The organism is Stenotrophomonas sp. S49 (assembly GCF_016624905.1).
Classification (GTDB): Bacteria; Pseudomonadota; Gammaproteobacteria; order Xanthomonadales; family Xanthomonadaceae; genus Stenotrophomonas.
This window is the reverse complement of sequence record NZ_JACVUD010000146.1, coordinates 1-6,136: the sequence shown is the minus strand read 5'-3', so window position 1 is coordinate 6,136 and position 6,136 is coordinate 1. Positions and strand designations below refer to the sequence as shown.

Genomic DNA, 6,136 nt, shown 5'->3' with positions numbered 1-6,136 from the left:
GCCCACCCGCCCGGCCAAGCGCGGCTTCTGCTCTACGCGACCAACCACCCACCCACGAGGGGCTGTGCCGTTCGCAGGACACTACGCCGAAGGCGCGGGCTTCTGCTTCAGCAGGCTGATCGCCAGTCCACCGACCACCAGCACGCCCAGCCCCAACAACGCCCACAGCAGCCATGCCTTCCAATCACGCTGCGGCTGCAGTGCCGCATCACCGGCCAATACTTCCGGGCTGCCTTCGAAACGCGCCAGGGTGGGCTGCCAGGCCGGGTCGTTACGCTGCCGTAGTTCTTCGATCAACACGGTGATCGGCGCTTCGGCCCGAAGCGCCGTCGCACTGCCCACCGCCAGCGCATACGGCGCTGCACCCTGGCTAAGGAACACCATCACTTCAGGCTGGTAACCCAGGCGCAGCGTCGGCGTGCCGCCGGTCTGCGCGGGGTCAGCCACCAGCTTCCAGTAGCGATCGCGCCAGGTGCCCGCCAGCGGCTGCGAGGCCGACTGCTGGCGCTGACCCGCCGCGCCCTGCTGCAACTGATAGGCGATCCACGGCGCGCTGCGGCGCTGCCACTCGGCATCGGCATCGTCGCGGCTGTACAGGGTCCACTGCACCAGGCTGTTGCCGGTGCTGGCCACATCGGCGCGCGACACCGGGAAACGCCCATCCAGTTCAAAGGTGAATTCGCCCTTGCCCTGCGTGCGCGGCTGCAGCGGCACCCATTCCCAGGGCACGGTAGCCGGTGCCGGTGGCAGTTCGGCCAGCACGCTGCGCAGCGCCGGCAGTGCGGCACTACCCTGCGGCAGGATGCGCAGGTAGCGGGTGGTGCCATCGATCTGCAGACGACGCTGCAGCAGGCGCTTGCCGGCGCGCTGCAGGTCCACCAGGGGCACATCACGGGCAATCGCACGCCAATGCTGCAGATCGTCGCTGGCATCGACCTGCACCTGCGCCTGCAGCGGCTGGCCGCTGTCGGCCCAGTCCAGCACCAGCGCCGCCAACGGCTGCTGGCCCAGCACGCTGGCATCGACCAGCCAGCCGCCCTGCCCGCTTGCGGCTGCGCCGGCGCCCACGCGCGCTTCCACCCGACGCACGCGGCCATCGGTGTCGCGCTCGGTCAGCAGCTGCAGATCGTTGCGCTGTGCGTCGGCCAGTGGCGGCAGTGCGAACCAGGGCAGTTCGCGCTGCACCGGCGCCTGCGCCAGCGGCTGGTCCGGCGCCAACAGCGCTGACGGCAGTGCCTGCCCGGCGGCGTTGAACACCTGCAGGTCGGCCAGGTCGGCCGTTCCTGCGCGACGATAGATGGCCGGCTCCAGCACCACCCGGTACGCACCGGACTGCGCGCTGGACAGGCTCAACGGCCATTGTTCGGCGTAGTGCTGGCGGTAATCGGTTGCCTGTGCGGCAACGCTGCCGGTGACGGCCATCAGCAGCGGCAGGACCACCGCGCTCCAGGTTTTCATGCGTTTTTCTCCACGGTTGGCGCCGCCGGCGGGGCCGGTGCCAGATAGCCCACGACCGTGCACAGCAGGCCGTAGGCAATGAACGATGCGATGCCCAGCAGGTTGCCCAGGTGCTGGCGGTCGATCAGCACCAGCTTGGCCAGCACCACGCCCATCAGCACCGCGCCCACCATCCACAGCACGCGCTGGCCGCGCTTGGAGCCCCACACCCAGGCGATCACGCCCAGCACGCTCCACAGCACGGTCAGGCTGGTCTGGGCCAGGCTGGAACGGGCCATGCCGGCATTCCACGGCAGGCCGCCCCAATGATGCACGGCGTGCAGCACGGTGCTGGTAAGCGTGACGAAGCCGACCACGGCCAGCAGCGGCACCCGCAGCTTCCGCAGCTCGATTGGCCCTTCAGCGCTGTACAGCCAGTAAGCCCCCAGCAGCAGTGCCAGCCATTGGGTCAGCTCGGCCGGGTTCAGCACGGGCAGCCAGGCCAACGGCGCTGCATCGCCCGGCTGCAGCAGTGCGCCCAGCCAGGCCAGGGCCAGTGCTGCGAACAGCGTGGTCTGCAACGGCGCGCGTGCGGCCGCGAAGCGCTCGCCCAGCGGCCAGCTCACCGCGTTCCAGCGCCACAGCGACAGCGCCGCCAGCAGCAGCCACGGCAGGGTGACCAGCAAGGTGGTCCAGCCCTGCGCCAGCGCGGCGGCATCGCCGCCCCACAGGGCCAGCAGCGACAACAGGCAGGGCCACAGCAGCAGCCACAGGAACTGCGCGATGCTGGCCACCCAGCCGTTGCTGCGGCGCAGGCACAGCAGGCTACGCACGCCCAGCACCGCAAACACCGCCCAGGCCAACGCGCCGTAACCGGCGAACGGCTGGGCATGGGCATCGTTCTGCCACAGCGCCACCGGGAAGGCCAACGCCAGCATGCCCAGCGCGGTCAGCCCCAGCGCGCGCGCAGGACGACGGTGCTGCAGTTCGGCGGCCAACCAGCCGGTCACGGCCACCAGCACCAGCAGCGCATCGGCCTGCGACAGCAGCGGCAGGAAGCGCGTGATGTCATGGGCAAACCCGCCGAACCACCACAGCAGGCCCCACAGGTAATACACCAGGGCCACGTCATGGCGGCTGCGCTGCTGGTAGCTCCATGCCGAGGCAAACCCGGCCAGTGCCAGCAGCAGCGCGCCAATGGCGGTGGGGTTCAGCAGGAAGCGGCCATCGGCGTGCCAGTAATCGGCGCCCACCACGAAGGCGAAGACCGCGCCCAGCTGCAGCAGCGCGCCGGCCACCTGCGGCAGCCAACGCTGCTGGCGCAGGCCCAGCCAGGCCAGGCCCGCCCCTTCCAGCGCGAACACCGCGCCGGTGGCACGCGCCGACAGCGCCAGCGGCACCGCCAGCGTGGCAAAGCCCACCGCCAGCACCGCGTGCGACTGCGCCAGCACCGTGTACGACGCACGCGCCAGCAGCGCGCGGGCCAGCACTGCATAGATCGCCGCCAGGCCCAGCGCACACAGCGCCAGGGTCATCGGCTGGGTATGCAGCATGCCGGCCTGCAGCGAGAACGCCACCAGCGGGGTGCCGAACACCAGGCTGCCATCGACCAGGTCACGCCGCGCCGCCGGCTGGCGCCTCGCGTACAGCAGCGGAATCAGCAGGTAGAAGGCGAAGAACAGCAGCAGGAAGGGTTCGGTACTGGCGAACTGCTCCGGCCGGTACTGCAGCACGCCCCAGAACGTGCCGATGCCGAAAGTGAAAGCGAAGCCGAGCAGGTTCAGCGCGCGCCAGGGGCGGAACCAGGCAATGGCGAAGATGCCGGCATTGAGCACCGCGTAGTAACTGAACAAGCCCACGTGGTTGCCGCTGCCGGTGGACAGCCACAGCGGCGCCATGAAGCCGGCCAGGATGCCCAGCACCGCCAGCGTGCGCGAATTCTGCAGCACGGCCAGCACGCACAGCCCTGCCACCAGGGCGATGGAGCTGCCGAAGGCAAACCCTGCGTTGAGCAGTTCGTAGCGCTTGAATGCGGCGAACACGGTCAGCAGCAGTACGCCGATCGCCCCACCCTGCAGCGCCAAGGCGAACATGCGCCGCCGTTCGCGCTGCTGCCAGCCGAAGCCCAGCAGGCCCAGCGCGGCCACGGTGATGCCGGCCAGGCGCAGTTCGATCGGCACCACCAGCCAGCCTTGGTCGCTGACGTACTTCAGCAGCGCGGCAACGCCGGCCAGCAGCACCAGCATGCCGATCTTCACCGGCACATTGCCTTCGGTGAACCAGCGTTTGACGGCGGCGGCCGCGCGCTCGATGACATTCGGCAGCGCAGGCTCGGCCGGCAGTGGCGGCAGCACGGGTTCAGGGGGCAGCGGCGGCGGCGGTGCGGGCCTGCGCGGCGGCGTCACGGGCGCGGCCGTGGCAGCGGCCACAGGCGCGGGCGCGGGCGCCGGCACCGGCTCGGTCAGATCGGCCGCAGGGGCGCGCCGCGGCGCGGCGACGGGCGCGACCGCCGGCGGGGCCGCAGGCGACACGGCGGGCACCGCGGCCACGGCCTGTTCCAGTGCTGCCACGCGGCGGCGCAGCCCGGCAATCATCACCAGGGCCACCACCAGCAGCAGCGGAACGGCCAGCAGGGCCAGTACCGCCAGAACGATCAAGGCTTCCATTGCGTGTCTTTCCTCCGCACCCGCGCCCCAACGGCAGCGGTCGACCCCGCCCATGCTACGGCATGCCCGGACCCCATAAACGACGAACCCCGGCCAGGCCGGGGTTCGTGCGGCGATCTTCGCAGGCCTTACTTGGCCGCGACGACCTTGGCCATTTCCAGGCACTTGTTGGAATAGCCCCACTCGTTGTCGTACCACGACACGAGCTTGACGAAGGTGCCGTCCAGGGCGATACCGGCATCGGCATCGAACACCGAGGTGTGGGTTTCACCGACGAAATCGGTGGCCACCACCTTGTCTTCGGTGTAGCCCAGGATGCCCTTCAGCGCGCCTTCGCTCTGTGCCTTCACTTCGGCGCAGATCTCGGCGTAGGTGGCTTCCTTTTCCAGCTCGACGGTCAGATCGACCACCGACACGTCCGAGGTCGGCACGCGGAAGCTCATGCCGGTCAGCTTCTTGTTCAGTTCCGGAATGACCACGCCCACGGCCTTGGCCGCACCGGTGGACGAGGGAATGATGTTTTCCAGGATGCCACGGCCGCCGCGCCAGTCCTTGTTGGACGGGCCGTCAACGGTCTTCTGGGTGGCGGTTGCCGCGTGCACGGTGGTCATCAGGCCACGCTTGATGCCCCACTTGTCGTTGATGACCTTGGCCAGCGGGGCCAGGCAGTTGGTGGTGCACGACGCGTTGGAAATGATCGCCTGGCCGGCGTAGGTCTTGTCGTTCACGCCGAACACGAACATCGGCGTGTCGTCCTTGGACGGAGCCGACATGATCACCTTCTTCGCGCCCGCATCGATGTGCTTCTGTGCGGTTTCCTTGGTCAGGAACAGGCCGGTGGCTTCCAGCACCACGTCGGCGCCGACTTCGTCCCACTTCAGGTTGGCCGGATCGCGTTCCTGGGTCAGGCGGATCTTCTTGCCGTTCACCAGCAGGTCGTTGCCCTGCACGGCCACGTCGGCCTTGAAGCGGCCGTGCACGGAGTCGTACTTGAGCATGTACGCCAGGTAGTCCGGCTCCAGCAGATCGTTGATGGCCACGATTTCGATGTCGTCGCCGAAGTTCAGCACCGCCGAGCGCAGGACGTTGCGACCGATGCGACCGAAACCGTTGATACCAACCTTGATTGCCATGTTCTCAAGCTCCTGCGGCCGCGACAGGTGCGGCGGGATGGATAGGGCCCACAAGTCTAGCAAACCGGGCCTGACCACCGTGGGCCAGCCCCCTGCTGGCAGGGGCCGCCGGGGGGATTTGATCCGGATCAAAGCGTTAGCGCGGCGTGAGGCCGACACTGGCCCCATCAACCCCGCAACGAGAACACCCCCATGCGCACGCATTCCCCCCTGATCCTGGCCAGCCTGGCCGCCGCCCTGTCACTGGCTGCCGCCCCGGCCATGGCCCAGTCCAAGGGCGACTGGACCGTTTCGGCCGGCGTCCACCAGGTCGCGCCGAAGTCCAACAACGGCTCGCTGGCCGGCGGCACCCTGAAGGTGGACGTGGACAATGATGTGAAGCCGACCATTACCGGCGAATACTTCATTGCCGACAATCTGGGCATTGAAGTGCTGGCCGCGCTGCCGTTCAAGCACGACATCAACATCAACGGCCTGGGCCGTGTGGGCAGCAGCAAGCAGCTGCCGCCGGTGGTCACCCTGCAGTACCACTTCAACAGCAAGGGCAAGGTGTCCCCGTTCGTGGGTGCCGGCCTGAACTACACCACCTTCTTCAGCGAAGACACCACCGGCGCGCTGGCCGGCAGCAAGTTGAAGCTGGAAGACTCCTGGGGCCTGGCCGCGCATGCCGGCGTGGACTTCGCCATTGGCGAAAAGGGCGCCCTGCGCGTGGACATGCGCTGGATCGACATCGACAGCAAGGTGAAGCTGGACGGCGAGAAGATCGGCACGGTGAACATCGATCCGCTGGTGTACGGCGTGTCGTACGTCTTCAAGTTCTAAGGAATGTTCTGAGTGGGGGGGGGGGGGGGCCCCCCCCCCCCCCCCCCCCCCCCCCCCCCCCCCCCCCCCCCCCCCCCC

At 68.8% G+C, this 6,136-nt stretch carries 4 protein-coding genes; 1 reads left to right on the top strand and 3 read right to left on the bottom strand.

The features are described 5' to 3' along the window. Positions 1-81: 81 nt before the first annotated feature. The 3 genes from IAE58_RS19455 to gap form a co-directional block, all read right to left on the bottom strand. The gene (locus IAE58_RS19455; protein WP_199932900.1) at positions 82-1,458 is read right to left on the bottom strand and encodes a DUF3999 domain-containing protein; all 1,377 of its coding nucleotides are present in this window, start codon (positions 1,456-1,458) and stop codon (positions 82-84) included. Then, positions 1,455-4,103, bottom strand: a complete 2,649-nt coding sequence (locus IAE58_RS19450; RefSeq protein ID WP_199932901.1) for a DUF2339 domain-containing protein — start codon at positions 4,101-4,103, stop codon at positions 1,455-1,457. The genes IAE58_RS19455 and IAE58_RS19450 overlap by 4 nt, the downstream gene beginning before the upstream one ends. A 128-nt stretch (positions 4,104-4,231) precedes the next feature. Next, positions 4,232-5,236 (bottom strand): type I glyceraldehyde-3-phosphate dehydrogenase, encoded by a 1,005-nt coding sequence (gap, locus tag IAE58_RS19445; RefSeq protein WP_019660012.1) that lies wholly within the window; start codon positions 5,234-5,236, stop codon positions 4,232-4,234. Positions 5,237-5,428: 192 nt separating this feature from the next. On the opposite strand from gap, the gene IAE58_RS19440 reads away from it, so the two are divergent. Further along, positions 5,429-6,058, top strand: a complete 630-nt coding sequence (locus IAE58_RS19440; protein WP_108757037.1) for an OmpW family outer membrane protein — start codon at positions 5,429-5,431, stop codon at positions 6,056-6,058. The last annotated feature ends 78 nt before the right edge of the window (positions 6,059-6,136 follow it).